The sequence below is a fragment of the Agromyces protaetiae genome (genome assembly GCF_004135405.1).
GTDB classification, from domain to species: domain Bacteria; phylum Actinomycetota; class Actinomycetes; order Actinomycetales; family Microbacteriaceae; genus Agromyces; species Agromyces protaetiae.
The window spans coordinates 1,391,295-1,416,689 of record NZ_CP035491.1 but is presented as its reverse complement, the minus strand read 5'-3'; the positions used below and the strand labels follow the sequence as shown (position 1 = coordinate 1,416,689).

Here is a 25,395-nt window from a genome sequence, read left to right as displayed (position 1 = left end):
CGCACCATGTTCTCGACCTCGGAGGTGTTCCGAGACTCTCAGAATTCGATTGCCCGCTGGAGTACCAACCCCTCGCCCATGCGCGCGTCGAGCGGGCCCCTGAGTCCGCTGATGGATTTCTACCCACGCCACACAACCGGATCGCGAACCGCTCGTTGACATCGTGGGGAGAGCGGCGCGACCGATAGCGAGCCCCTCTCGGAAGCAAACGCAAGCCGCAGACAAGCCCCGCTCATCCGAACGCTCTTGGATTCAGTGATCTCGACTCCCCGACCCACGAGCGCGAACCGGTCAGGCCACCCGCGGGAATCTCGGAGCAGACGCCTGCTCCCGCACCCCCTGCGTGATCCCCCGCACGACCATGCAGGCCAACGCCGCAGCCCCCGCAACCAGCGCCTCGCCCACGATGGTGACGATCATCGCGGCGCGGAGCTGCTCGAGGTCGACGGCGTTCAGGGCGATCCTGTTCGAGATCTGCATGACGAAGTTGGAGACGAGCCAGAGCAGCCACCAGGCGACGAGCGAGGGCGGCTGAACGCGTCCGAGCGCCTTCCAGAGGTCGGAGATGTTCTGGTACGGGAACCAGAGGTTGACCACCGGCACGAACCAGGCTCCGGCGTGCCAGCCGGGTGAGCGTCGTGTGCGTCCGACGACCTGTTTGGCGACCTGGTACTGCCAGATCGCCCACACGATGCCCGCGGCGATCACGGAGACGGCCGACACGATCAACACGATCAACGAGGCCTGGTCGTAGACGCCGATCAGGTCGAGGGCGGCGCTCTTCCCCTCGAGGAAGCTCGTGACGGCGGCGATGCCGAAGGCCTCGGTGGCGAGGTTGGCGACGGCGACGACACCGCACACGATGAGCAGTACTTGCGTCGCGACGGCGAGCTTGGCGATGGCGCCGGCTTTCGTGGCCGATGCCCCGGGAAGCAGGGCGTGGGGCGGAACCCATTTCGCACCGTCCCACCACCACGATTCCTGCGATCCGTGCGGAGCGGGGTACCAGCCGGCGGGTGGCTGCGTGGGGGTTTCGGTCATCGGCCGGCTTCCTCGGTCATCGTCGGTGAAACCTCGTGCGATCGCAACGGGGTGCCGCGATCGCGAGCCACTCTAGTGAGCCGACGGCCGCAGGGGCGTCAACGACACCACCACAGCGGCGCACTCACCTAGTGACCCCACCGGTAGGCATACGGATGCCTCGCACCCACCCCGCCCGCAAGGCTGGCCACGACGCATCCGACCTTGACAGAAGGAGCCCGCCATGACCGACCCCCAGAAGCCGACCGCCGTCCTCGTGCACGGCGCGTTCGCCGAGTCATCCAGTTGGGACGACGTCATCGTCGGCCTGCAGGCCGAGGGCTACCGGGTGATCGCCGTCGCGAATCCGCTGCGGAGCGTGGCATCCGACTCCGCCTACTTGAAGCGTGTCGTCGACAGCATTCCCGGCCCCGTGGTCCTCGTCGGCCATTCGTGGGGCGGCATGCTCATCTCGCAGGCCGCTGTCGGCAGCCCGAACGTGACGGGGCTCGTCTACGTCGCGGCGTTCGCGCCCGAGGCGGGCGAGAGCGCCGCCGACCTGTCGGAGGGCGGGTCGCTCGGCCCGACGCTCACGGCGATCGCGCTCGAAGACGGCTCGAACGACGTCTACGTCGACCCCGCGAAGTACCACCACCAGTTCTGCGCCGACGTTCCCGATGCGCAGGCGGCGATCCTCGCGGCGACGCAGCGCCCGATCCGCGACGCCGGGCTCGGCGAGCCCGCCTCGCAGGACGAGCCCGCGTGGAAGCACCTGCCGTCGTGGTTCCTCTTCGGCGATCAGGACCTCAACATCCCCGTCTCGTCGCACCGCTCGATGGCCGCTCGCGCGGGCGCGGTTCGCACCGAGGAGGTGCCGGGCGCGTCGCACGTCGTCGGCGTCTCGCACCCCGACAAGGCGATCGCGATCGTCCTGGAGGCGCTGCGGGCGGGGTAGCGGAGCACGATGAGCGAGACGGATGCCACGGGGTCGCACGTGCCGGTCGAGCCCACGGGCTCGACCGCCGCGCTCTCGCCTGGGCGCTCCGCGCTCGTCTTGGCGATCTGCTGCAGCAGCCTGTTCCTCGTCTCGCTCGACGCAACGATCGTCAACGTCGCGCTGCCGTCGATCGCGCGCGAGCTGCATTCGTCGGTGTCGGCGTTGCAGTGGACGGTCGACGCGTACGTGCTCGTGCTCGCGTCGCTTCTCCTCCTGTCGGGCTCGCTCGCCGACCGGTTCGGGCGCCGCCGCGTCTTCGCCGCGGGGCTCGCGATCTTCACGACGGGGTCGCTCCTCTGCAGCACGGCGAGCTCCGACGTCGAACTCATCCTGTTCCGCATGCTGCAGGCGGTGGGCGGCTCGGCGATGACGCCCGTCGCGCTCGCGATCGTGACGAACGTGTTCACCGCGCCCGCCGCGCGAGCCCGCGCGATCGGCTGGTGGGCGGCGGTGAGCGGCATTGGCATCGCCGCAGGCCCCCTCCTCGGCGGACTGCTCATCGACACCATCGGGTGGCGTTCGATCTTCTGGATCAACGTGCCCACGGGCATCGCAGCGCTCGTGCTCGCGCTGATCTTCGTGCCCGAGTCGAAGGCGGCGGAGCCGCGCCGGTTCGACCCCGTCGGCCAGGTCGTCGTGATCGTGTTCCTCGGCACCCTCATCTTCACGATCATCGAGGCCCCGAACCTGGGGTGGACCTCGCCGTGGATCATCGCGGGCGCGGCCGCCGCACTGCTCGCAGGGGCGAAGCTCGTCCTGTACGAGTCGCGCCGCCCGGCGGCCCTCGTACCGGTCGCGATGTTCCGGCTCCCGTCGTTCGCGACGTCGTTCGCGATCGCGGTGCTCGGCTTCTTCGCGTTCTCGGGGCTGCTGTTCGCGAACACCCTCTACCTGCAGGAGGTGCGCGGCCTTCCGGCCTCGCTCGCCGGGCTCCTGACCGTTCCGCTCGCGCTCGGCACGATCGTCGCAGCGCCCGCGTCGGGCGCGATCCTCGCGAAGGTCGGACCGCGTCGCCCGCTCCTCATCGCCGGCTCGGCGATGGCGGTCGGCGCCGGGTTCCTCCCCTTCTTCGACATGGCCGGCATGCCGGTCGGATGGCTCGCACTGCCCTTCGCCCTCTTCGGCGCCGGCTTCGGGATGCTCAACGCTCCCGTGAACGACACCGCCGTCTCCGACCTCCCCGACGACCGGGCGGGCGTCGCCGCGAGCCTCATCTCGACGGCCAAGCAAGTCGGGTCGGCCCTCGGCGTCGCCGTCGTCGGCTCGCTCATCGCCGTCACGATGGGCGGCACGCTCGCCCAGGCATTCGACATGCGCAGCTGGATCGCGTGGACGGTCGTCGCCGGTTGCGGCCTCGGCATCACCGCGCTCGCGGCGATCTGGGCGAAGCCCGCGGGGCAGCCCGTCCGCGCCAGAATGGCGGCATGAGCCCCGAGCAGACCGCCGCGTCGGCACGCGCCGCGCTCGAGGCATCCGCCGACCCTGCCGAACGCGCGAAGATCCGCAAGCGCATGACCGACCCGGCCATGGCGGTCATCGGCGTACGCATGGGCACGGTGTTCGAGATCGCGAAGCAGCACAGCCGGATGTCTCTCGCCGAGGTCGAACGTCTGCTCGACGACGACGCCTACGAGGCGCGCATGGTCGCGGCGAGCGTGCTCGACTTCACGGCGCGGGCGCGCGGGGTTGCGAAGGATGACCGCAGGGCGATGTTCGAGCTCTGGATGCGACGCATCGACCGGTTCGACACGTGGGACTTCATCGACCGGGCCGCACCCCGCGTGATCGGCTGGTACCTGCTCGACGACCCGCGAGACATCCTCTTCGCCCTCGCGAAGGAGCCCGAGTGGTGGAAGCGGCGCACGGCGATCACGGCTGCGTTCTGGATCATCCGGGCCCGCGACCTCGACGACCCGCTCGCCATGTGCGACCTGCTCGCGGCCGCCCCCGAGCATCTCGTGCAGACCAATGTCGGCGTCGCGCTCCGCGAGATCGGGCGCGTCGATCGGGCGCGGCTCGAGGAGTTCCTCGCCCGGCGCGGCGACGACCTGTCGGCGCACGCGCGCCGCACGGCGCGGACGGCGCTCGGGCAGTAGCGGCGTCCTCGGGTGGGTTTCGCCCGGCCCGAGACATCCGGTCACCCGCCCTTCCTGTGCGCGCTCGCGACCGCCATCGCGAGGATCGCGAGCCCCGCGAGCGACGGAACGAGCGGCAGCGCCGCGCCGAGGGCCGGGTGCACGCCGACCAGGAGCGCACCGCACAGGGCACCTGCGACGAGCGCGAGGATGACCGAGACGCGCACGCCCGCGGCCTGGGGCTTGCGGTCGGCGAAGTCGGCCATGAGGTTCGTGAGGGTGCCCGTGACGAACGTCGTCGTGACCCCGGAGCGCGGCTCGATGCGGCGCGCGACGCCCGTCTGGCCGGCCATCGCGAGCGCCGAGAGCGCGATCATGGCGACTTGCATCATCACCGGCAGCGGGTGCGGCGAGACCAGCCAGCCCACGAGCACGGCCGCCTGCAGCGCGGACGTGATCGCGAGCACGACCACGAGCCGCGACGACGGCACGGCCGACGGCTTCGCGATGCGGATCGCCCCGTAGACCCCGACGGCGAACGCGACGATGGCGACGGATGCCCCGACGACGACCATCGGGTATCCGGCGCGTTCGACGAGCCCTGCGAGCACGAGGTTGCCCGTCATGTTGGCCGTGAAGATGCCGCCGAGCAAGAGGAACGCGAAGGCGTCGGTCGCCCCCGCGGCGAACGACAGCACGACGGCGACCGCGCTGAACCGATGCTCGACGCCGACGGGGATCGCGTAACCCGGTGAAGCGGTGGCGGCAGACATCCGCAGCCCCTACTCGACCGGGTCGCGCGGGTTCTTCCGCGCGACGATGAGCGGGTCGACGGGCGTGAACGGGAACTGCGGCAGCTTCGCCTCTGGCACCCCGAACGCCGCCGAGAGCACCTCGCGCGAGAACGCCGACGCCGTCGCCCGGTACCCGATGTCGCCCGGCGTCGGCTGGTCGAAGAAGATCAAGAAGTTGATCCCCTCGTCGCCGAGCGACTCGATGTGGTGCGGGTACGCGCGCGGGATGAAGTACGCGTTGCCCGGCTCGAGCTCGTACGTGTCGAGCGACCCGTCGGGGTCGAGCACGGTCATGCGCGCGTGCCCGCTCGCGACGTAGCCCAGCTCGGCCGTCACGGGGTGCCAGTGCGGCTCGCGCATGCCCGTGCCCTCGATGCGCAGCGAGTACATCGAGAGGTCGTCGAGCGCCGCCCAGAACTGCTTGCGCGCGAGCTTCGCGTGCCCGTACGCGTACGACAGCGGCGCGTGCTGCCCCTCGACATCGAACAGGCGGGCGTTCGGCAGCCCCGCGCCGTCGGGGATGCGCGCACGCCCGTCGCGCCGCACGATCTCGGTCGCGTGGTGCCGGTCGAACGCCGCGAACGCATCGGCCGGCAGATCGTACGTGTTGCCGAGCACCGCGTCGGTCATGGCGTTGAAGCTGTTCTGCAGCGAGAAGTGCGCCGGCCGGTCGCTCCGCAGTGCCGCGATGATCTCGGCGGGCCCGTCGCCGACGTTCTCGATGTGATAGATCGCGCCCGACTCGACGTGGTACATCTGCCCCGCCTGCACGACGAACGTCGAGAACGAGTCGGCGTTGCCGAGCGTCGAGACGAGCACGGTGCCCGACACGACGTACGCGATCTGGTTGGCGTTGACGTTCCACTGCGGCTCGCGCATCGCGCCCGGCGCGAGCCGGATGCGCTTCAGCGAAAGCCCCGACAAGATCGGGAACGAGTTCGCGGTGAGCTCGGCGACGCTGCCGTCGTCGCTCTCGAAGAGGGTTTCGCCGGTCGCGAAGGACGCCACGTGGCGGGAGGTGTCGGTCATGTCGGTCTCCTTGGGTTTCGGTGGGTGGGTGACGGATGTCTCGGGCGGATGTCTCGGGCCTCACAAGTTGGGCAGCAGCACGATGACGGCGGCGAGGGTCGCGATCGACCCGACGCTCGAGACGAGCAGGGTCGACCCCGCGACATCCGGCTGCTTGCCGTAACCGAGGCCGAGCAGGATGCCGAAGAATCCCGACGGCACCGCGAGGAGCAGCACCGTCTCTTGCGCGACCGCGCCGCTCACGCCGACCGCGAGCACGATGCCGATCGCGATCGCGGGCCGCACGACGATGCTGAGCAGGCTTCCGACGAGCACCTCACCGGTGACGCGGATCCGCTGTGCAGACAGCACGAGCCCCGTGAGGAAGAGCGCGAGCCCGCCCGTTACGGCGCCGATCTCGTCGAGCGTCGCGTCGACGAGGGCCGGGAACGGCAGGCCTGCGAGCGTCCACGCGAGGCCCGCGAGCGGGCCGATCACGATGGGCTTCCGGAGCGACACGGCGATCGCGTGGCGGAGGACGTGGTTCGGCCCCGAAGCATCCGAAGCGCCCTTCGCCTTCTCGCGCTCGAGGAGGACGATCGTGATCGGTGAGAGCACGATCGAGCCGACCGCGAGCGAGACGGCGACGGCGAGCCCGCCCGTCTGACCGAGCACCGAGTCTGCGAGCGGCAGACCCACCGCGGCCGTGTTCGGGAACGCGACCGTGATCGCCTGGATTGCGGCGTCGCCCCGGCCCATGCGGTACACCCGCCGCTGCAGCACGTAGACCCCCGCGTAGACGACCGTCATGACGACGAGCACGATCAGCGCCATCGACCAGTGCGAGAGCACATCGCTGCGCTTGCTCGAGGCGAGGATCGCGAAGAGCGAGATCGGCAGGGCGATCTGCATGACGAGCGTGTTGAGGCCGCCGATGTCGCGGTTGTCGATGAGCTTCGTGCGTCCGCTCGCGTAGCCGAGCGCCATCACGAAGAAGACCGGGAGCAGCGCCATGGCGATCTCCTGCACCATCGGCCCCACCCCGGATGCCGCGGTCGGCCGCCCGCGCAGCGCGGATCGGGGGCGGCGACGGCTGGTCTCACGCTAGGGTTGGCCGCTCGAAGCGTCAACACTAGGATTCCTCATGTTCTACTTCCTCGGGTTCGGAGGACGTCGCCATGTCGACCAGTGATGACACCGCTTCGACCGGTTCCGCGCCGCCGCCCGCGCGCAACGTCGTGCTCGTGCACGGCGCGTACGCCGACGGCTCGTCGTGGGCCGACGTCATCCCGCTCCTGCAAGACGCCGGGCTCCACGTCACCGCCGTGCAGAACTCGCTCGTCTCGCTCGCCGAAGACGCCGCGGCCACGACCCGCGCGCTCGACGCGCAGAACGGACCGACCGTGCTCGCCGGGCACTCGTGGGCCGGGACGGTCATCTCCGAGGCGGGCGTGCACCCGAACGTGACCGCGCTCGTGTACGTCGCCGCCCGCGCGCCCGACGCCGGTGAGGACTACGGCGCCCTCGCAGGATCGTTCCCCGCGCCGCCCGCCGCGACCGGGTTCGTGCACGCCGACGGGTACGTGCAGTTCGGCGACGACGCGTTCCTCGCCGACTTCGCGAACGGCGTCGACCCCGCGCGGGCGAAGGTGCTGCTCGCCGTACAGGGCCCGATCTCGGACACGCTCTTCGCCGGCCGCACGACGCGCGCCGCGTGGCACGACAAGCCCACGTTCTACGCGATCTCGAAGAACGACCGCACGACGAACCCCGACCTCGAGCGCTTCCTCGCGAACCGCATGGGCGCGACGCAGATCGAGCTCGAGAGCGGGCACCTGTCGCTCGTCACGCATCCGCGCGAGATCGCCGATCTGATCCTGCAGGCGGCGGGCGCGGCTGGCTGACGTCACCGGGCCCGGCCGATCCCGGCGCCGGCCCGAACCGTCGCGCCTCCCCCGCTCGCGCCTTCCCGCCCGCACCGAGGCACCGTGAGGACGATAAATGCCGGTATCGAGTGCCTGATACCGCCTATTACCGTCCTCATGCGGTGATTCAGGCAGCGGCTCGTGGGCACAACGCGAAGGGCCGGGCGCGGCGGCGAGTCACCGCTGGCACGCAAACACCGCGAGGCATCCTGCGGTGTGAGCGGCAGGATGCCTCGCGGCGGGTGTCTGCGGAACGGCGCCCGGTTACTGCGGCGGCACGACCGGCGGCACAGGCGGAACCGGAGGGACCGGCGGCTGCACAGGAGCCTGGGCGGGAGGCTGCGACGGCTGCGACGGAACCTGGACGGGAGGCTGCGCCGGAGGCTGAGCCGCAGGCGCGGGCGGCTGAGACGCGGTCGGCTGCACGGGCGCAGCAACCGGCGCCTGCGGGTATCCCTGCGGCACCGGCGGCTGCTGCGGATACCCCGGCGGGACCGGCTGCTGCGGGTAGCCCGGCGCGACCGGCTGCTGCGCGTACCATCCCTGCGGCGGTTGCTGACCCGGTGCCGGGGCGACCGGCGGGTACGCGGCGGGCGGCGCATAGGCGGCGGGCTTCGGCGTCTTGGGTTCGAACGCGCGGATGACGAGCGGGATGACGGCCGACACGACCGCGACGAGCGCCGCAGCTGCGGCGGTACGCCACCACCAGTCGGGCCAGTCGGGCTCGGGGAAGGCCGCGGGGATCGCGAGCACGAGCGCGGTGATCCAGATGAGCGTGACCGTGATGACCGTCGTGACCTTGGTCGCGGTCGTCTTGGCGCGCGTGAAGAAGTAGAGCCAGTAGACCTGCGTGAGGATGAGCGCGACGCGGAGCAGCAGGATGACGGCGATGAGCCGCCCGAGTTGTGCGGCCCAGACTCCGGCGTCGGCGGTGTCGTCGCCCTGGAGCCATCCGTTCCAGAGCTTCAACAGGCCGACTGCGACGATGACGACGTTGACGATCGTCGAGGCCGCGAGGTACCACTTGTTGGGCCCGTCGGACACGTTGGCGTCGAGCACGACGGCGGCCGCGAAGAGCGCGACGAGCAGGAGCGTGAGCCACGCGCGGCCGGCGATGTTGGCCTGGTCGCCGATGATGATGAAGTACCCGCCGAGGATGGCCGCGGCGAGCAGCGTGCCGATCGTCAGGTAGAGCGCAGTGCTCGCGGTGCGGGTGCGCTTCTGGGGCGGGGCAGCCGGGTTCGTCATGGGACTCCTCGTCGTCGCGGTGGTGCGATTCTTGCAGAACACGGGCCGACGCCGACGGAGATTTCCCCAGATGCCGCGTGCCGCCGCGCCGCGGCACGCGTCGGCCGTCAGGCTGCGGTCGTGGCGGCGCCGTCGGGCGAGGCGCCTGTGGCGACGGGACGGTCAGGATGGTTCGACCACGCTGACCACGAGCCCGGGTAGAGGACTGGTTGGTAGCCCGCGAGCGTGAGGGCGATGGCCTGCGCCGCGGCGGTGACGCCCGAGCCGCAGTACGCTCCGACGGGCGCGTCGGCGTTCACCCCGAGCGCTTCGAACCGCTCTCGCAGCACGTCGCCGTGCAGGAACCGCCCGTCGTCGCCGAGGGAGTCGGCGACGGGCGCGCTGATCGCGCCGGGGATGTGTCCGGCGCGGGGGTCGATGGGCTCGACCTCGCCGCGGTAGCGCTCGCCCGCGCGGGCGTCGAGCAGCGTGCCGACGACGGCGGGGTAGTCGGCGGCTTCGTCGATCGTGAGCACGGGCAGGCGCCCCGACGTGAGCACGACGTCGCCGGGTTCGCGAGCCGCGGCGGCCTCAGCCGCGTCACCCGTCTCGAGCGCGCGTCCGCTCTCGGTCCACGCGCGGAGCCCGCCGTCGAGCACCCGAACCGACTCGACGCCCGCGTCGCGCAGCAGCCACCACGCGCGAGCCGCCGAGAGCCCGTTGAGCGCGTCGGCCACGACGACGGCCCGCCCGTCGCGGAGCCCCCAGCCGCGAGCCGCGGCCTGCAGCGCCTCGGCGGTCGGCACGGGATGCCTGCCCTCTTCGGGCGCGCCGTGCCGCGAGAGTTCGCCCTCGAGGTCGACGTAGACCGCCCCGGGATGTGCCCCGCCGCGAAGTCGGCGCGCCCGTCGGGCTGGTCGAGCCGCCACCGCACGTCGAGCACGAGCGGCGGCTCGCTCGACGCGAGCAGGTCGGCGAGTTCGTCGGCGTCGACGAGCAGGTCGCGGCGATCGGTCATCGGGGTCCTTCCGGGCTGGGCGCGACGATCGGCGGATGCCTCGTCAGAGCGCTTTTCCGGGATTCAGGATGCCGTTCGGGTCGAACGCGGCCTGCACCCGGCGCTGCAATTCCACCACGGAATCGCCGAGCTCGATGCGCGCCCATCGCCGCTTGAGGGCGCCGACGCCGTGCTCGGCGCTCACCGTGCCGCCGAGGCGGAGGGCGAGTTCGAGGATCGCGTCGATCGTGCGTGCGGCGTCGAGCTGCGAGGCGGGACCGTCGTCGTCGAGCCGGAGGACGGGGTGGATGCCGCCGTCGCCCGCGTGGGCGAGCACGTGCACGTCGACGCCGAGCGATTCGCTGATCTCGTCGATGCCGCGAATCGCTTCCGCGAGCCGCGAGCGCGGCACCGCGACATCCTCGATGATCGCCGGCCCTCGCGCCTCGATGGCGGCGAGCGCGTCGCGGCGCACCGACGCGAGTTCGCGGGCGCGCTCGTCGTCGCCGGTCGTCTCGACCTCGATGGCGGTCTGCGCGAGCACCGCGGCGACCTCGGCGATCTCGGCTTCGGCGCCGCGCCCTTCGGCGCGCACGAGCAGGTACGCGCCGGCGCCCTGCGAGAGCGCGCTGCCCCGCAGCGCGTCGATCGCTTCGAGGGTGCGGCCGTCGATGAGTTCGATGGAGACGGGGCGGAGCCCCGCGAGGGCGAGCGCGGCGGATGCCTCGGCGCCGGCCTCGGCGTCGGCGAAGGTCGCAGCGGCCACCGCGGAGCCGACGGGGCGCGGCGTGAGCCGAAGCGTCGCGCCGACGACCGCGCCGAGGGTGCCCTCGGAGCCGACGACGAGCGAGACGAGGTCGAGACCCACGACGCCGCGAACGGTCTCGCGGCCGAGCTGCACAAGCGAGCCGTCGGCGAGCACGACGTCGAGGGCGAGCACGGCGTCGCGCGTCGAGCCGGTCGTCGCGGCGCGGTTGCCGCCCGCGTTCGTCGCGATGTTGCCGCCGATCGTCGACGTCGAGAAACTGCCGGGGTCGGGCGCGTAGCGCAGGCCGTACTCGGCGGCGGCCGCGTCGAGCGCTGCCGCGCTCACCCCGGGCTGCACGTGGGCGACGGCGTCGACGGGATCGATCGAGACGATGCGGTCGAGGCGGCTGAGGTCGAGCACGATGGCGCCCTCGCCGGCGCTCGCACCGCCTGCGAGGCCCGAGCCGGCGCCGCGGGTGACGACGGGGAACCCGTGCTCCGACGCGAACGCGAGCGTCTGCTGCACTTCGGCGATGTCGTGCGCGACGACGACGCCCCGCGGGGTGCCGTCGGGAGCCCACCCCGAGCGGTCGCTGCGCGCCGCGAGCCGGGATGCGCCCGACTCGTCGATGACCGGCGCGGCCGCCGAGAACGTCCAAGTCATGCGCTCGACGCTAGCCCGGGCCCGACGCCGTTTTCCGAGCATGTCGGTTCATTTCGCCGGGCCCGCGGCGCATTCGGTCACACTTCGACACCCCGCGTCATGTTCGACGGCGCAACACCCGAGCCCGGGCCTTCAGTGCGCGTCGTCGTTGCCCATGACGTGCACGGCGTAGCCCCAGCATCCGGCCTCGCTCCAGTCGTAGTCGGCGCCGAGTCCGCGGTCGGGTGCGCCGTCGAGCGCCTCGCGCCACTCGGGAGACGCTGCGGGTCGGGGTGTCGTCAAGTACTCCACGGTTGCCAGCCAGAAGGGCGTGAAGGTGTAGTCGAACCCCTTGTCGGCCATGCAGTCGGCGGTGATGCCCTGGGTCGAGAGCCACTCCTCGGCGTTGGCGGCCTCGCTCGGGTCCTGATCGGCATCGCGCGGAATCGCCGCGAGGTCGGTCGTCGCATCGTAGAGCGGCACGAACGTGCCGTCGTCGGCGTACTCGAATCGGCTCGTGCCGAACTGGGCGATGAGCGCCGTGTTCACAGGGTCTGCCGGGTCGCTCGGCTGCGCGGTCGGCAGCGGCGAAGGCTCGGATGCCTCGGCCGGCGCCGCGGCCACGGGCGACGCCGTCACGCTCGGAACCGCCGCTGCCGCGGCATCCTGTTCCTGCGACTCGGAGGCCGCGAGACCGACCTCGGCGATGCTTCCGGCCGCGGATGCTGCGAGAACCGCGCCCGAACCGACCGCGATCGCGAGACCCGTGACGGCGAGGACGAGGGCGACGCGACCGCCGCGCGGCGGAGCCGCGTCATCCCGGCGGAGTTCGTCGAGGATGCGGACGGGTTCGGCCACGGCGCGTTCGCGGCCGGGCTGTTCGGGCTGTTCCGGCTCAGACATTCGAGAGGGCCTTTCGTTCGGTGAGGGCGACACGGGCAAGGCGGGCGGTGCGACGCTGCCGCGTCCACCAGTGGGCGGCCGCCGCGAGGCAGCACACGGCGAGGCCGACGGAGGCGATCGCCGCGGCCGTCGTCCACCACGGGGCGAAGAAGAACACGACGACCGTCGACGCGCTCACCCGCCAGAGGAGATCGCCGGCAGGCTGGAGCAGGAGCACCACCGGCACGATGAGCACGAGTGCTCCGGCGATGCGACTCCTGCGTCGAAGGAGCAGCACGGTCGCCGCGAGGGCGAGCGCGGTGAGCACGGCGACGGGCACGACGGCGGACGGCAGGTCGCCGATGTCCTCGCGGACGACGGCGCGCACGGCGCGCACGAGCACGAACCCGCCGAGCGCGGTGAACGCGACCGCGATGACGAGGAGGAACGCTGTGAGCGCCGCGTCGGCGCGAAGCTCGAACCGCACGACCGGATCGGCGGCGCGTACCCGCGCGGCACGCCACGCGAGGTCGGCGGGTGCGCCGCGAAGCGCGCGGAACCGGATCTCGCGGGCGAGACGCGCGCCCGAGACGCCGCGCTCTGCGGCCCACTCGGCGTGCTCGTGGAGGTCGCTCGCCAGCTCGTCCTGCCGGTCGGCGGCGACGTCGGCGGGCAGACCGCGCGTATACCAGAAGCACCAGCGGAGCACACCGCGGGCGGCGCGGCGGTAGGGGGCGCTGCGGGCGGCGCTCACGCGCCCACCGGCTTGATCTTGGCCGCGATCGGCAGGAGTGCGGCGCGCTCGGCCTCGATCGCGCGGTGCGCGGCGAGCACCGTCGCGCCTTCGGCCGTCACTCGGTACAGCCGTCGGCGCGGCCTCCCTTCGCCTTCGGCGATCTCGGGCGCCTCCCACGAGGACTCGAGGAGTCCCTGGTCGGCCATGCGCCCGAGCGCCTTGTAGAGGGTGCCGTGGGCGGTGAGGGCGGTCCGGCCGGTGTCGCCGGAACCGGAGCCGTCGCCGGCGGCATCGGCGAGCGCGCGCGCCACTCCGAAGCCGTAGAAGGAGCCGCCGGTGGTCTGGAGGCGCATCCCCGCGTCGAGGATGCCCGCTTCGAGCGGGAGGAGGACGCCTGGTCGTCTGCGTGGCATGGCGCCACTATAGGAAGATAGGTTCCGATAGCGCAAGGGTCGCACGAGACATCCGGATGCCTCGACCGACGCACACACACGACGACCCCCCGCCCGATGGACGCGCCCACGAAACGCAGGCGCCCACCCGACGAGGGGTCGTGAAGCGCAGAAGCCTTAGAGGACGCGGATGTTCGCGGCCTGGAGCCCCTTCTGTCCCTGCTCGACGTCGAACTCGACGCGCTGGTTCTCTTCGAGGCTACGGAAGCCTCCGCCCTGGATCGCGCTGAAGTGCGCGAACACGTCGCTCTGGCCGTCGTCGGGCGTGATGAATCCGAAGCCCTTTTCGGCGTTGAACCACTTGACGATTCCGGTGGTCATGTTGATGTTGTTCCTTTGTTCGATGCGGTCCGCTATCGCGGACTCGCGGGTGTCGGGCATGCGCCCGACGGTCTCTCCGACTGAATGCGCCGGAGAAGCCTTGGCCTGAGTATGTCAGGTTCGGCGGAATCGGTCGACCATCGGGCAGTCGAAAGGATCCCGCGCGGCCAGACCGACCCGGTTGAGATAGCGGATGACGATGCCGTACGAGCGTACGAGCGTCGTCTCGGAATAGGGGGTGCCGGTCGTCGCGCAGTGCTCGCGGACGATCTGTCGGGCACGCCCGAGATATGGGCGCGCCATGCTCGGGAAGAGGTGGTGCTCGACCTGGTAGTTGAGCCCGCCCATGAGCGCGTTCGCCCAGATTCCGCCCGAGATGTTGCGCGAAGTGAGCACCTGCTTGCTGAAGAAGTCGAGCTTCGCATCGGCCGGAACAATGGGCATTCCCTTGTGATTCGGCGCGAAGGAGGCCCCCATGTAGACGCCGAACACGGCGAGCTGCACCCCGAGGAACGCCATCGCCATGCCGAACGGCATGAGCCAGAACACGAGTGTCAGATAGACCGCGAAGCGAGCCCCGATGACCGAGAGCTCCAGCCCGCGGCCCTCGATGCGCCGCTTCGCCAGAAGGGTGCGGAGCGAGATGACGTGCAGGTTCACGCCCTCGAGCAGGAGCAGCGGGAAGAACAGGTAGCCCTGCCTGCGCGTGATCCACGCGATGACCCCGCGCTGCGCCGCCGCCGACTCCTCGGTGAACGAAATCGTGTCGAATTCGATATCTGGATCTTTGCCGACGCGGTTCGGATTCGCGTGGTGGCGCGTGTGCTTCGACATCCACCACGCGTAGCTCATGCCGACGAAGCCAGCGGCGAGCATGCGCCCGGCACGGTCGTTCGCGGGGCCCGATGTGAACACGGCGCGGTGCGACGCCTCATGCGCGAGGAACGCGAACTGCGTGAAGATGATGCCGAGGGCGCCTGCCATGAGCAGCTGGAACCAGCTGTCGCCGAAGAGCACCATGCCCGCGAGGGTGCCGGCGAGGGCGAGCACGAGCACGGCGAAGAGCGAGAGGTAGAACCACCGCGCGCGGCGGAGGAGGCCGCTCTCGCGCACGACGCGGGAGAGGGCCGTGTAGCTCTGGACCGGGTTCGGCCGCTCGGTGCGCGGCTTGGTCGAACGAACGGATCCGAGAACGGGGACGACGGAGTCGTATGCGCCGGCGGGGCCGGCTGCGGAGATCGTGATGAGGGGACGTCCGGCCTGTCTGCGACTTCCCAGCCGGCGGGGTGCGGGCGAGCGCCCGCGTAGATAGTGCAAGGGTATCCGGCGACGTATGCCGGAAGGCTGTGAGTTCGCGGCGGATGTCTCGCGACAGATGCTCGAGTGCGGATGCCTCTCGCCGGACGCTAGAGGAGCTCGACGACCGTCATGCCCGACCCGCCGCCGCCCGCGCCCATCGCCGCGAGCGCCGCAGGCACGTCGTCGAGCCGGATCGTGCGCCCCACGAGCTCGATCGGCCGGAACGCGCCCGACGCGACGGCGCCGAGCATGTCGGGGTACTCGTGCGCGGCCATGCCGTGGCTGCCGAGGAGTTCGAGCTCGCCCGCGATGACGGCGTCCATGGGCATGGCCGCGAGCGCGGCGTCGCCCGTCATGAGACCGATCTGCACGTGCCTCCCGCGCTTGCGCAGGCTCCGGACCGAGGCGAGCGAGGTCTCGAGGCTGCCGAACGCGTCGACCGAGACATCCACCCCGCCCTCGCTGATCTCGCGCACGCGCTCGGCCGCGCCCTCGCCGCCCTTGACGGGGATCGCGCCGAGCTTCTCGACGGCCGCAAGGGCGGCGTCCGAGACATCCACGCCGTACGTCTCGACGCCCGCCGCGACGGCGATCATGATCGCCGAAAGGCCGACGCCGCCGCAGCCGTGCACGGCGATGCGTTCGCCGGGCTGGAGGCGGCCGCGCGTGACGACCGCGCGGTAGGCGGTCGCGAAGCGGCAGCCGAGCGACGCCGCCTCGACGAAGCCGAGCGCGTCGGGCAGGCGGATGAGGTTGAGCTCGGCCTCGTGCACGACGACCTCTTCGGCGAACGAGCCCCAGTAGGTGAAGCCCGGTTGCTCTTGCGCGTCGCACACCTGCTCGTTGCCCGAGCGGCACTCGGCGCACCGCCCGCACGCGCAGATGAAGGGCGCGGTCACGCGGTCGCCGGGCTGCCAGCCGGATGTCTCGGACACCTCGGAGCCGAGCTCGACGATCTCGCCCGCGAATTCGTGCCCCGGCACGTGCGGCAGCGAGACGGTGTCGTCGTGGCCCATCCAGGCGTGCCAGTCGCTGCGGCACAGCCCGGTCGCGCGCACGCGCACGATCGCGCCGCGCGGCGGGCAGACGGGACGATCGACCTCGACGATCTCAGGCTCGGCGCCGAACCCGGCGTAGCGCACCGCGCGCATGCTCCTCCTCGCTCACGCCCCCGGTTCCAGTCCCCGAGTTAGAAAGTATGCCGGATGCCGCGCCCGCGCGCCGCGGGAAGCTACGACGTCGGCCGGGTCCTCCGGCCGTCGTGCCCGGGAACCTCGTGCTGCTCGCGCCCTTCGAGCCGTCGCTGCTCCGCCGCAGTCAGCGAGGTCGCACTTCCGAAACGTCGCCGGTGCCAGAACCCGATCCCTTCGATCAGGATGCAGCCTGCGACGACGGCGATCGCGATGTCGATGAGGGTGTCTTGGCCGGGCATCGCGAGTTCGAGGAACTCGACGACGATCGGGATGGTGAGCGAGAGCGCGAGCCCGATGTACATCGCGACGACGACGCCGGCCTTGATCCACGTGAAGGGACGCGAGAGCACGACGAGGATCCAGAGCCCGAGCAGGCCGAGCGTGACCATGCTCGCCGTTCGCACCGCTTGGTCTTGCTCGCCGAGGAAGCGCGCGTGCCCCGACACGTAGGCGAGCGCGATCGCGACGACGATGCCCGTCGGGATCGCGAACGACAGCGACCGCCTGAGGAATCCCGGCACGTATCGCCGCGAGTTCGGCAGCAGGGCGAGGAGGAACGCGGGGATGCCGATCGTGAGGCCGTCGGTCACCGACAGTTGCCGCGGCAGGAGCGGGAACTCCCACAGCAGCACGCCGAACAGGAGCGCGAGCGAGATCGCGTACGACGTCTTCGACAGGAACAGCATCGAGACCCGCTCGATGTTCGCGATGATGCGACGGCCCTCGGCGACGACGCCCGGCAGGTGCGAGAACCTGCCGTCGAGGAGCACGATGCGCGCGACCGCCTTCGTCGCCGTCGCACCCGACTCCATGGCGATGCCGAGGTCTGCGTCTTTGATCGCGAGCGCGTCGTTGACGCCGTCGCCCGTCATCGCGACCGTGTGCCCCGAGAGCTTGAGCGCCTGCACCATCTCGCGCTTCTGCGTGGGCGTCACGCGCCCGAACACGTGGTGCTCCTCGAGCACCTGGGCGAGCTCGTTCAGGTCGATCGGCAGGTCGCGCGCGTCGAAGCCCTCGCCCGCGTCGAGCCCGACCTCGCGGGCCACGGCGGCGACAGTGAGGGGGTTGTCGCCCGAGATGACGCGCACCTGCACGCCCTCGTGCGCGAAGTAGCGGAGCGTGTCGGCGGCGTCGTCGCGAACGGCCTCGCGGAAGGTGAGCAGCACGACGGGCTCGAGGTCGGCGGGCAGCACGGCGTCGTCTGCGGCGCCGGCGTCGAGCACGGCCTTCGAGTGGGCGAGGAGGAGGGTGCGCCGGCCGGTCGCGGCCAGTTCCGCGGCGCGCGCGAGCGCGCGGGCTTCGGATGCCTCCTGCTGCGGGTCGTCCGAGAGGTGCGGCCGCCCGGCGAGTACGAACTCGGGGGCGCCGAGCACCCACGTGCCGACCGGCGCGCCGTCGCCGCCCGCTCCGCCGCCCGCGCCATCGAACGCGATCGCGCTCCACTTGCGCACCGACGAGAACTCGATGCGGGCGACGGGTTCGGGCGCGGCGTCGGGGTACTCCTCGGCAAGGCACTTCGCCGTCGCATTGGCCGACGGATCGGCCCCGTACCAGGCGAGCGCCTGCCGCACGCCCGCTGGCGGGGCATCCGTCAGCTCGTGCGCGCCGTCGAAGCGGATCTCGCCCGTCGTGAGCGTGCCCGTCTTGTCGAGGCAGATGACGTCGACCCGAGCGAGTCCCTCGACCGCGGCGAGTTCTTGGATGAGCACATGGTGGGCGCCGAGCTTCACGGCTCCGATCGCGAACGCGATGCTCGTCATGAGTACGAGCCCGAGCGGGATCATCGCGATGACGGCGGCGACCGACGACACGGCGGCTTCGCGCCACTCGCCCGACGCGATCGCGGCCCGCCAGCCGCCGTACGCCTGGATATTGGCGTTGATGACGATGAGCATGATGGGGAAGATCGCCCAGGTGATCCATCTCAGGATCCGGTTGATCGACGAGCGCAGTTCGCTCGACACGAGCGAGAACCGCTTCGCCTCGGCCGTGAGCTTCGCGGCGAACGCCTCGTCTCCGACGGCGACCACGCGCGCCTCGCCCTCGCCGCCGACGACGAGCGACCCCGACAGGAGGCGGTCGCCCGGGTCTTTGTCGACGGGGTCTGACTCGCCCGTGAGGAGGGACTCGTCGGCTTCGAGCCGCGTCGCTTCGAGCACCTGGGCGTCGGCGACGACCTGGTCGCCGCTCCGCACGATGAGGAGGTCGTCGAGCACCACCTCGGACACGGCGATCTCGGTCTCGACCCCGTCGCGCACGACGCGCGCCTTCGGCGCGTACATGAGGGCGAGCTTGTCGAGGGCGCGTTTCGCGCGGTACTCCTGCACGACGCCGATGATCGCGTTCGAGATGGCCGCGAGGCCGAACAGGGCGTCCTGCCAGCGGCCGAGCGCGAACAGCAGGAGGAAGCCCGTGATGACGATGCCGTTGAAGAGGGTGAAGACGTTCGCCCGGAGGATCGACCACAGGCTGCGGCTCGAGGCATCCGTCGACACGTTGGCCTCGCCGCGCGCGACGCGCTCGGCGACCTCGGCCGACGTCAGGCCGCGCAGATCGGTCTCGACTTCGTCCACGCTCCCCCTCGGGACGAGTGTGGCAGATGGGTCAGCGCGCGCGCAGCCCGTCGACCGCGATGCCGACGACGCGATCGCGCTGGTCGGGCTCGGGGTATGCGACTCCGGCGACGCCCGCGACCATGCGCACGACGTCCTCGATGCCGACGTCGGTGCGCACGGCGCCCGCGGTCTGCGCGCGTTCGAGGAGCGGACGCCCGGCCTCGTACATGACGACGCGGCACGCGTCGAGCACGCCCGATTCGCGGTTGAGCCCGTCGATGAGGGCCTTCTTGGTGCCGACGTAGGCGACGAAGCGGTCGAGCCAGGTCGTGAACGACTCCCACGGTTCGAGGTCGGATGCCTCGCGCGCGACCCGCACGAGCGCCTCGATCTCGTTGACGTAGACGGCTTCGAGAAGCTGGTCGCGGGTGGGGAAGTTGCGGTAGAGCGTGCCGATGCCGACGCCCGCGCGTCGGGCGATCTCTTCGAGGGAGGCGTCGAACCCGCGCTCGGCGAAGACATCGCGAGCGGCCTCGAGGAGGGCGTCGAAGTTCCGTCGCGCGTCGGCGCGGGCGGGTCTGCGCACGCCCGTCCACTCGGGGATGACGACGTCGGACACGACGGATTCCGCCCTTTCGCTTGCAAACGGAGGCACCCTCCGGTACAGTCGCTTGAGCGCCGTAACCGGAGGCATCCTCCTATCGGAGTCTCCCTCCAGTATACGACGGCCATCCGCCGTTTCGCCTGTGAAAGGGACCGATCGTTCCCATGACCACCTCCACCGCCCCTCGCACCGTCGCCGCGCCGCGGCGCGCGCCCGAGGCATCCTTCTTCCCGCCCCGACGCCCAGGCGTCGCCTTCGCGGGCATCGCGCTCGCGTTCCTCTCGTTCGCCCTCCTCCAGAACCTCCTCATCCCCGTCCTCCCCGTCATGCAGACCGAACTCCGCACCGACGCGGCCGGCATCACGTGGGCCCTCACCGCGTGGCTCATCACCGCAGCCGTCGCGACGCCGCTCCTCGGCAAGGTCGGCGACCTCGTCGGCAAACGCCGCACGGTGCTCGTCTCGCTCGTCGCGATCGGCCTCGGCAGCATCGTCGCCGCGCTCGCGCAAGACCTGACCGTGCTCGTGGTGGGCCGCGTGCTGCAGGGCCTCGGCGGCGCCGTGTTCCCCCTCGGCTTCGGACTCGTGCGCGACCTGTTCCCGCGCGAGCGGGTCGCGGGCCGCATCGGCGCGCTCTCGGCGATCATGGGCATCGGCGCCGGTGTCGGCACGGTGCTCGCAGGCCCCCTCTCGGAGCTCGTCGGCTGGCGCGGACTGTTCCTCATCCCGCTCGCGGGAGTCCTCGTCGCCGGGGCGCTGCTCGTCCGCGACCGCACCCTCGAGTCGCGCGCGACCGGTCGGGTCAACGCCCTGTCGGCCCTGCTCCTCTCGGGCTGGCTCGTCGCGCTCCTGACCCCGCTCAGCACGGGCTCGCAGCTCGGGTGGGGTTCGCCGTTCGTGCTCGGGCTGCTCGGCCTCGCCGCGGTGCTGTTCGTCGGCTGGCTCGCCGTCGAACTGCGCTCGCGCGAACCGCTCATCGACCTCCGGGTCATGAGCCTGCCCGGCGTGTGGAACGCCAACCTCGCCTCCCTCCTCATCGGCGCGGCCATGTTCGGCGTCTTCGCCTACTTCGCACGGTTCGTACAGACGCCGACTTCGACGGGGTACGGCCTCGGCGCGAGCGTGGCCGAGTCGGGCCTGCTCATGCTGCCGATGCTCGTGACGATGTCGGGCGTCGGCTTCCTCGTCGGCGCGATCAACCGCGTCGTCGGGCTCCGCGTACAGCTCGCCGTCGCGGCCGCGCTCATCGCGATCTCGACCGCGAGCCTCGCGCTCGAGCACGGCGCGGCGTGGGAGCTCGCGGCCGCCGCGGGCGTGTTCGGCATCGGCCTCGGCCTCGCGATCGCGGCGACCACCTCGATCGTCGTGCAGAACGTGCCCGCGTCGCAGACGGGCGTCGCGACGGGCGCGAACGCCAACATCCGCACGATCGGCAGCGCGCTCGGCACGGCGCTCATGACCGCGATCGTCACGGGGTCGGCGGATGCCGCGGGGCTGCCCACCGAGGTCGCCTACCAGACCGGGTTCCTCGTGCTCGCGGGGCTCGCCCTGCTCGCGAGCGTCGTCGCGCTGCTGCCGAGCAGGCGCCGGGCGGGTGCGACTTCCGCGGGCGCCGATGCCGCCGAACCCACCGAGCGCGCCGACGAAACCGCGCTCGAGGAGGCCGACGAGCTCGCGCTCGCGAGCGCGGTCGCGGAGGCCTGACCGGGTCGCGTCCCAGCGCGATCTCGTTCCGCTCCGAAGGACCACTCCACGGGCGCGAACAGCGGCACTTCGGCACCGTCGACTGCAAGTCCTCCAGCCCACACCCCCGATCCACGCAGAAGCTTCGACCTCCGCGGCACTTCGGCACCGTCACCGCGCTCGGATGCCCTCACGCCGGCCCGGCAGCTCCCGCGAGGTGGGCGGGTTGCGTGCTCCGCGCCTCGGGAACCCGCCGCCCAGTGCGGCGACTCGCGGATTGTGGAACAATCCACCCATGCGCTTCGTCGTCGCCGTGCTCCTCGCGTCCGTGTGCTTCGGCACGACGGGCACGGCCCAGGCGCTCGGTCCGAGCGCCGACCCCCTCTCGATCGGGGCTGCGCGCATCCTCATCGGCGGCGGAGCGCTCGGGCTCGTCGCCGTCGTCCTGCACGTCGCCGGGCGGCGGCGCGGCGCGGTCGGGACACCCGCCGCTCCGTCGCCCGGCGGCCCCTCCGGCGGCACCCGGCGCCTTCCGACGTGGGCGGTCGTCGCCCTCGGCGCGGCGGGCGTCGTGTGCTACCAGCCCGCGTTCTTCGCGGGCACCGCGGCCAACGGCGTCGCGGTCGGCACGGTCGTCGCGCTCGGCTCGGCGCCCGTCTTGACGGGCGCGCTCGACTGGGCGCTCACGCGTCGCTACCCCGGCGGGCGGTGGCTCGTCGCGACGGCGATCGCGACGGCGGGCGTCGCGATCCTCGCGGTCGCGTCGGGCGGCGCTTCGGGCGCGGCGGATGTCTCAGGCGGCCCGGATGCCTCGGGCTCGCCGGTGCTCGGCCTCCTCGCGTCGCTCGGCGCGGGCGCGTCGTACGCCGTGTACACGCTCGCCGCGAAGGCGCTCCTCGATCGCGGGTGGACGTCGACGGGCAGCGTCGGCGGCATCTTCGGCATCGCGGCGGTCGCGAGCCTGCCGATCCTGCTGCTGACGGATGCCTCGTGGCTCGCGTCGCCCGAGGGCATCGCCATGGCGGCGTGGCTCGGGCTCGTCACGACGACCCTCGCGTACGTCCTCTTCGGCGCGGGCCTTGCGGGCCTCGCGCCCGCGACCGTCTCGACGCTCACCCTTGCCGAACCCCTCACGGCGGGGCTCCTCGGAGTGCTGCTCCTCGGCGAGCACCTCTCGCCGGGGTCGGCCGTCGGGCTCGGGGTGCTCGCCGTCGGCATCGTCGTGCTCGTCGTCGGAACCCGCGCTCCACGCGCGGGGCGCCACAGCCCCGAACGGGCCGCCCCCGAGCCATCCGCCGCCCGTTGAACCCCACTGTCGGAGGGCCGCGCTAGCGTCGGGCCATGGACGTCATCCTCATCCCAGGCTTCTGGCTCGACGCGTCATCGTGGGCGCGCGTGACCCCCGTGCTCGACGAGACCGGCCACCACATCCGCCCGATCACCCTGCCCGGGCTCGAGTCGCGCGACGCCGACCGGTCGGGCATCGGGCTCGCCGACTGGATCCGGGCGGTCGTCGACCTCGTCGACGAGAGCGAGGGGCCGGTCGTGCTCGTCGGGCACTCGGGCGGCGGCACCGTCGCGCACGGCGTCGTCGATGCGCGGCCCGACCGCATCGCGAAGGTCGTCTACGTCGACGCCGGTCCGAGCGGCGACGGCGAGCCGATCAACGCCGAACTTCCCGTGGTGGGCGACGAGGTGCCGCTGCCCGACTGGTCGGTCTTCGAAGACGCCGACCTCGTCGACCTCGACCCGGCGCTCCGCGCCGAGTTCGAGCGCGTCGCGATCCCGATCCCGGCGGCCGTGGCATCCGACCCGCTGAAGCTCGCCGACGAGCGCCGCTACGCGGTGCCGGTCACGATCATCGCGTGCGAGTTCCCGAGCCAGGTGCTCGTCGAGGCGATCGCGGCCGGCCAGCCGTGGATCGGCGAGCTCGCCCGCATCGAGCACGTCGACTACGTCGACCTGCCGACCGGGCACTGGCCGCAATTCACGAAGCCGACCCAGCTCGGGCAGGCGATCGCGGCGGCGCTGCCGGTCGTGTGAGCCCCGGGGCGGGCCGTGCGCGCGAGCGCGGCGGCTGCCTCAGACGAGCGGATGCCTCAGAGCTGCGACCCGCTGATGCTGAACGTGTCGCACGCGCCCGCGCCGCCCTGGTAGCCCGTCGCGAACCAGTTCTGCCGCTGCGCGCTCGTGCCGTGCGTGAACGTGTGCGGGTTCACCTGGCCCTGCATGGTCTGCTGGATGCGGTCGTCGCCGACCGCGCCTGCAGCGTCGAGGGCCTCGTTGATCTGCTCGCGCGTGGGCGGCAGCAGGAACGTGTTGCCCTTCGGATCCGTCGTGTTCGCGGCGTCGGCGACCCACGCGCCCGCGAAGCAGTCGGCCTGGAGTTCGACGCGCACGGCATTCGAGGTGGGGCCGGTCTGGCCGTCTTGCGTGCGCTCGAGGACGCCCGCGAGATTCTGGATGTGGTGACCCCACTCGTGGGCGACGACGTACATCTCGGCGAGCGGGCCGCCGTGCGCGCCGAAGCGCTGCTCGAGCTCGTCGAAGAACGTGACGTCGACGTAGATCGTCTGGTCGGGCGGGCAGTAGAACGGGCCGGTCGCACTCGTCGCTGCGCCGCAGCCCGTGTTCGTCTGCTGGTCGAAGAGAACGAAGTCCGCCGGCGGCGAGTACTGCACGCCGATCGACGGCGCCTCGGCCTGCCAGAACGCCTCGAGCGATGCAGACGCCCCTTGCATGCGGCACTCGACGCGTTCGTTGGCGTCTTGGCCCGTCGCGCACTCGAGCGCGACGCCCGACTCCTCCTGCGGCTGTCCGCCGCCGAGGATCCCCGAGAGGTCGACGCCGAGGAACTGGGAGATGAGGAAGATCGCGACGGCGCCGATGCCGACGCCGCCCGCCGCGATCGCCGTGTTGCGTCCGCGCTTGCTCGCCTTGCCGCCCCTGATGTCGGCGTTCGGATTGAACGTCATACCGAGAAACTACCGCCCGCGCGTACGCGCGCGTTACTCGTCGTCTTCGAGGTCGGCGTCGAGATCGTCGTCGAGTGCGTCGTTGATCGCATCTTCTGCGGGGCTCGCGAGGCGCACGTCTTCTGCGTCTTCGCCGATGATGTCGTTCGCGTTCTCGGGCTCGGGCTCGAACTCGGCCGCAGCCGCGAGGTTCGGGCTGCGGAGCGCATCGGTCGAGCCCGAGTCATCCGCCTGCCCCGAGTCATCCGCCGCGCTCTCGTACTCGCGCGACGCGAACTTGTCGGTCGCCTCGATGAGCGCGTCGAGGATGCCGGGCTCGTCGAACGCGTGCCCGGCGTCGCCGATGATGCGCAGTTCGGCCTCGGGCCACGCCTTGTGCAGGTCCCACGCGGTCATGACGGGCGTGCAGATGTCGTAGCGGCCCTGCACGATGACGGCGGGGATGTGTCGGAGGCGCGACGAGTCGCGGATGAGCTGCCCCTCCTCCCACCAGCCGCCGTGGCGGAAGTAGTGGTTCTCGATGCGTGCGAACGCCGTCGCGTACTCGGGCGACGTGAAGCGCGCGATCGTCTCGACCTGGGGGAGCAGCGTGATCGTCGACGACTCCCACCGCGACCACGCGATCGCGGCGGTCTGGTGCACGTCGGGATTCGGGTCTTGCAGGAGCCGCCCGTAGGCCTCGATCAGGTGCGCGCGCTCGAGCAAGGGGACGGGCGCGACGAAGTCCTCCCACAGGTCGGGGAAGAGCGCCGACGCGCCGCCCTCGTAGAACCAGTCGAGCTCCGACCGGCGCAGGGTGAAGATGCCGCGCAGCACGATCTCGGTCACCCGCTCGGGGTGCGTCTCGGAGTACGCGAGCGCGAGCGCGCTCCCCCACGAGCCGCCGAACACCTGCCACCGGTCGATGCCGAGGTGCTCGCGCAGCCGCTCCATGTCGGCGACCAGGTGCCACGTCGTGTTCGCCGAGAGGTCGGCGTTCGGCTCGGACGCGTGCGGGATCGACAGCCCGCACCCGCGCTGGTCGAACAGTACGATGCGGTACCGCTCGGGGTCGAACAGGCGTCGGTGGGCGGGAGACGTGCCACCCCCGGGGCCGCCGTGCAGGAAGACGACGGGCTTGCCGTCCCTCGCGCCCGACACCTCCCAGTAGATGTGCTGTCCGTCCCCCACGTCGAGCATGCCGGTTTCCAGCGGCTCGATCTCCGGATAGAGCTCTCGCATGACTGAACGTTACCGGGAGGTGACGCGCGACCGGCGTAGGCT

22 protein-coding genes and 2 pseudogenes are annotated in these 25,395 nt (G+C 71.6%); 7 read left to right on the top strand and 17 right to left on the bottom strand.

Features of this window, described 5'->3' with window-relative positions:
* Window positions 1-291 precede the first annotated feature (291 nt).
* On the bottom strand, window positions 292-1,041 hold the full coding sequence (locus ET445_RS06605) for a DUF4328 domain-containing protein (RefSeq protein ID WP_129189962.1): 750 nt from the start codon (window positions 1,039-1,041) through the stop codon (window positions 292-294).
* Window positions 1,042-1,264: 223 nt separating this feature from the next.
* Here ET445_RS06605 and ET445_RS06600 point away from each other — a divergent pair, with 223 nt between their 5' ends.
* From ET445_RS06600 to ET445_RS06590, 3 genes are read left to right on the top strand one after another with little or no spacing between them, the layout of a single operon-like run.
* Window positions 1,265-1,975, top strand: a complete 711-nt coding sequence (locus tag ET445_RS06600; RefSeq protein WP_129189960.1) for an alpha/beta fold hydrolase — start codon at window positions 1,265-1,267, stop codon at window positions 1,973-1,975.
* A 9-nt stretch (window positions 1,976-1,984) separates the two neighbouring features.
* Entirely contained in the window at window positions 1,985-3,445 is a 1,461-nt protein-coding gene (locus ET445_RS06595) for a DHA2 family efflux MFS transporter permease subunit (protein ID WP_129189958.1), read from the top strand.
* On the top strand, window positions 3,442-4,113 hold the full coding sequence (locus tag ET445_RS06590) for a DNA alkylation repair protein (protein WP_129189956.1): 672 nt from the start codon (window positions 3,442-3,444) through the stop codon (window positions 4,111-4,113). The genes ET445_RS06595 and ET445_RS06590 overlap by 4 nt, the downstream gene beginning before the upstream one ends.
* Window positions 4,114-4,154: 41 nt before the next feature.
* Here ET445_RS06590 and ET445_RS06585 read toward each other — a convergent pair whose 3' ends face one another.
* Genes ET445_RS06585 through ET445_RS06575 form a run of 3 tightly spaced genes read right to left on the bottom strand, consistent with a single transcriptional unit; the run spans window position 4,155 to window position 6,908 of the window.
* Complete coding sequence (locus tag ET445_RS06585; protein ID WP_129189954.1) at window positions 4,155-4,865, bottom strand: YoaK family protein; 711 nt, start codon at window positions 4,863-4,865, stop codon at window positions 4,155-4,157.
* A 9-nt stretch (window positions 4,866-4,874) separates the two neighbouring features.
* Entirely contained in the window at window positions 4,875-5,915 is a 1,041-nt protein-coding gene (locus tag ET445_RS06580) for a cupin domain-containing protein (protein WP_129189952.1), read from the bottom strand.
* 60 nt (window positions 5,916-5,975) lie between these two features.
* Window positions 5,976-6,908, bottom strand: a complete 933-nt coding sequence (locus ET445_RS06575) for an AEC family transporter (protein ID WP_165314316.1) — start codon at window positions 6,906-6,908, stop codon at window positions 5,976-5,978.
* A gap of 164 nt (window positions 6,909-7,072) precedes the next feature.
* Between ET445_RS06575 and ET445_RS06570 the strand changes: the two genes are divergently transcribed.
* The gene (locus ET445_RS06570) at window positions 7,073-7,798 is read left to right on the top strand and encodes an alpha/beta fold hydrolase (RefSeq protein WP_129189948.1); all 726 of its coding nucleotides are present in this window, start codon (window positions 7,073-7,075) and stop codon (window positions 7,796-7,798) included.
* Window positions 7,799-8,083: 285 nt separating this feature from the next.
* On the opposite strand, the gene ET445_RS06565 is transcribed toward ET445_RS06570, so the two are convergent.
* The 11 genes and pseudogenes from ET445_RS06565 to ET445_RS06515 form a co-directional block, all read right to left on the bottom strand.
* Entirely contained in the window at window positions 8,084-9,067 is a 984-nt protein-coding gene (locus tag ET445_RS06565; protein WP_129189946.1) for a hypothetical protein, read from the bottom strand.
* 107 nt (window positions 9,068-9,174) lie between these two features.
* Window positions 9,175-10,064 (bottom strand): annotated as a pseudogene (locus ET445_RS06560) (sulfurtransferase).
* Window positions 10,065-10,107: 43 nt separating this feature from the next.
* Window positions 10,108-11,454, bottom strand: coding sequence for an FAD-binding oxidoreductase (locus ET445_RS06555; RefSeq protein WP_129189944.1), 1,347 nt, complete (start codon window positions 11,452-11,454; stop codon window positions 10,108-10,110).
* A 132-nt stretch (window positions 11,455-11,586) separates the two neighbouring features.
* Entirely contained in the window at window positions 11,587-12,336 is a 750-nt protein-coding gene (locus ET445_RS06550) for a hypothetical protein (RefSeq protein WP_129189942.1), read from the bottom strand.
* A complete protein-coding gene (locus ET445_RS06545) occupies window positions 12,329-13,069 on the bottom strand; it encodes a hypothetical protein (protein WP_129189940.1) in 741 nt (246 codons plus the stop codon). Before ET445_RS06545 ends, ET445_RS06550 begins: the two co-directional genes overlap by 8 nt.
* Window positions 13,066-13,464 carry a PadR family transcriptional regulator gene (locus ET445_RS06540; RefSeq protein WP_129189939.1) on the bottom strand — a complete coding sequence of 133 codons (399 nt, stop codon included), beginning with the start codon at window positions 13,462-13,464 and terminating at the stop codon, window positions 13,066-13,068. Before ET445_RS06540 ends, ET445_RS06545 begins: the two co-directional genes overlap by 4 nt.
* 156 nt (window positions 13,465-13,620) lie before the next feature.
* Window positions 13,621-13,824: a cold-shock protein gene (locus tag ET445_RS06535; protein ID WP_129189937.1), complete on the bottom strand. Its 204-nt coding sequence runs from the start codon at window positions 13,822-13,824 to the stop codon at window positions 13,621-13,623.
* A gap of 114 nt (window positions 13,825-13,938) precedes the next feature.
* The gene (locus ET445_RS06530) at window positions 13,939-15,063 is read right to left on the bottom strand and encodes a fatty acid desaturase family protein (protein WP_129192439.1); all 1,125 of its coding nucleotides are present in this window, start codon (window positions 15,061-15,063) and stop codon (window positions 13,939-13,941) included.
* Window positions 15,064-15,230: 167 nt separating this feature from the next.
* Window positions 15,231-16,274 carry a zinc-dependent alcohol dehydrogenase family protein gene (locus ET445_RS06525; protein ID WP_129189935.1) on the bottom strand — a complete coding sequence of 348 codons (1,044 nt, stop codon included), beginning with the start codon at window positions 16,272-16,274 and terminating at the stop codon, window positions 15,231-15,233.
* A gap of 80 nt (window positions 16,275-16,354) precedes the next feature.
* The gene (locus tag ET445_RS06520) at window positions 16,355-18,889 is read right to left on the bottom strand and encodes an HAD-IC family P-type ATPase (protein ID WP_129189933.1); all 2,535 of its coding nucleotides are present in this window, start codon (window positions 18,887-18,889) and stop codon (window positions 16,355-16,357) included.
* Window positions 18,890-18,920: 31 nt separating this feature from the next.
* Window positions 18,921-19,490, bottom strand: a complete 570-nt coding sequence (locus ET445_RS06515) for a TetR/AcrR family transcriptional regulator (protein ID WP_243695357.1) — start codon at window positions 19,488-19,490, stop codon at window positions 18,921-18,923.
* A 149-nt stretch (window positions 19,491-19,639) separates the two neighbouring features.
* Here ET445_RS06515 and ET445_RS06510 point away from each other — a divergent pair, with 149 nt between their 5' ends.
* The 3 genes from ET445_RS06510 (at window position 19,640) to ET445_RS06500 (ending at window position 23,200) form a co-directional block, all read left to right on the top strand.
* Window positions 19,640-21,178 (top strand): MFS transporter, encoded by a 1,539-nt coding sequence (locus tag ET445_RS06510; protein WP_129189929.1) that lies wholly within the window; start codon window positions 19,640-19,642, stop codon window positions 21,176-21,178.
* Window positions 21,179-21,452: 274 nt separating this feature from the next.
* A complete protein-coding gene (locus ET445_RS06505; protein ID WP_129189927.1) occupies window positions 21,453-22,463 on the top strand; it encodes a DMT family transporter in 1,011 nt (336 codons plus the stop codon).
* A 35-nt stretch (window positions 22,464-22,498) separates the two neighbouring features.
* Complete coding sequence (locus ET445_RS06500; protein WP_129189924.1) at window positions 22,499-23,200, top strand: alpha/beta fold hydrolase; 702 nt, start codon at window positions 22,499-22,501, stop codon at window positions 23,198-23,200.
* Between the two features lie 56 nt (window positions 23,201-23,256).
* Here the strand turns inward: ET445_RS06500 and ypfJ are convergent, their stop codons facing one another.
* A complete protein-coding gene (ypfJ, locus tag ET445_RS06495) occupies window positions 23,257-24,132 on the bottom strand; it encodes a KPN_02809 family neutral zinc metallopeptidase (protein WP_129189922.1) in 876 nt (291 codons plus the stop codon).
* A 264-nt stretch (window positions 24,133-24,396) separates the two neighbouring features.
* A pseudogene (gene pip / locus ET445_RS06490) lies at window positions 24,397-25,353 on the bottom strand (prolyl aminopeptidase); the annotation flags it as partial.
* Window positions 25,354-25,395 lie beyond the last annotated feature (42 nt).